We start from the raw sequence: 1565 nt of genomic DNA, 5'->3' as shown, positions 1-1565 counted from the left end.
TGGATGCAGGCTTGATCCATTCGGAAAGCCTGCTGGTGGATGCGCCGCAGTCGTTTGGTGGCTATCGACCCAGCAATTTCGACACCGAGTTCCACGGCCCGATCGGTGCAGCCGAGGCCTTGCGTCTGTCGTTGAATGTGCCGGCGGTGGACCTGCTGGATCGGATCGGTCCGGCGAGATTCGCCGCGCGGCTGGAACACGCCGGCATCCGCCTGCAATTCCCGCTGGGTGCGCCGCCCAATCTCAGCCTGATTCTCGGCGGCACCGGCACAAGGCTGGAGGATCTGGTCGGTGCGTTCTCGGCCTTGCAGCGCGGCGGCATTGCCGGGCGGGTGCGCTACACGCCGGATGCACCCCACATCGATCGCCGCGTGCTGTCGCCGGGTGCAGCGTGGATCATCCACGACATCCTCGCCGGCACGGCCCGCCCTGGCGATCCGGAAGGCATGTTCCAGACCGGCCGGCGTGCACGGGTGGCGTGGAAGACTGGCACCAGCTTCGGTTACCGCGACGCCTGGGCGCTGGGCACCACGCCGCGTTACACGGTGGGCGTGTGGGTGGGCCGACCGGATGGCACGCCGTTGCCGGGCCAGTACGGCGCAGTCACGGCCTTGCCCTTGTTGTTTGAAGTCGTGGATAGCCTGCCGCGCGGGCCGAACGATGCACGCGACGCGCCGGCCCCGGCCAGCGTGGCGCAGGTGGACGTGTGCTGGCCACTGGGCATCCCCGCGGATGCGCAGCCGGCGGAGTTGTGCAAGAAGCGCATGCAAGCGTGGACGCTGGACGGCGTGGTCCCGCCGACCTTCCCGGAACGCGATGCACGCCGCTGGAGCACCGGCATCGAGCGCTTCGAGGTGGACGCGACCACCGGCCAGCGCTTGTCGGCGGCGTGCACCGCGGCGCATACCGTGCGCCAGGCACAGATCGCGCGTTGGCCGGCCTTGCTGGGCCCGTGGTTGCCGGCGGAATGGCGCGCGCAGTCGTCCTTGCCGCCGCTCGCCGCCGATTGCGCAGACGATGGTCGCAGCGCGCTGGAAACCCTGCGTATCCAGGGCATCAATGCAGACAGCCAATTGGCTGCCGCACCCGGGCAGACCGATGGCGTGCGGGTCAGCCTGCGTGCATTGGGCACCAGCGGGCGGGTGCAATGGCTGCTGGATGGGCGTTGGTTCGCCGAAAGCGAAGGCGGGCATCCGTTCCTGCAGGTGTTCAGCACACCCGGACGGCATGAACTGACCGCACTGGCCGACAGCGGGGCGTGGGACAGCTTGAAGTTCGCGATCCTGGAACCTCAGCCGCAGCCGTGCGCGAGCTGCGCAGCGCCCGCCGCCACGCCTGCCTCAAGCGGGCAATTGCGCTAGCACGTTCTCGGCCGCGGAGACCCGGAACTCGCCCGGTGCCTCGATCCACACCGCGCGCACGATGCCGTTGTCGGCAAACAACGCGAAGCGCTTGCTGCGGATGCCCATGCCGTAACCGCTGGCATCGAAGCTCATGCCCAGTGCGCGGGTGAAGTCGGCATTGCCGTCGGCGAGCATCCGCAGTCCGGCCGGCACGTCCTGACT

Annotated in this window: 1 protein-coding gene and 1 pseudogene; one reads left to right on the top strand and one right to left on the bottom strand. The window is 69.0% G+C overall.

The genetic code is table 11. The features are described 5' to 3' along the window. A pseudogene (locus ACE3OK_RS12565) lies at positions 1–1361 on the top strand (penicillin-binding protein 1C); the annotation flags it as partial. Here ACE3OK_RS12565 and ACE3OK_RS12560 read toward each other — a convergent pair. Further along, on the bottom strand, positions 1341–1565 hold a 225-nt coding region (locus ACE3OK_RS12560; protein WP_374249891.1), incomplete at its 5' end, for a redoxin family protein. The pseudogene ACE3OK_RS12565 and the gene ACE3OK_RS12560 overlap by 21 nt on opposite strands.

The organism is Thermomonas sp., from assembly GCF_041905325.1.
Classification (GTDB): Bacteria; Pseudomonadota; Gammaproteobacteria; order Xanthomonadales; family Xanthomonadaceae; genus Thermomonas.
This window is presented reverse-complemented; position numbering and strand designations above follow the sequence as displayed.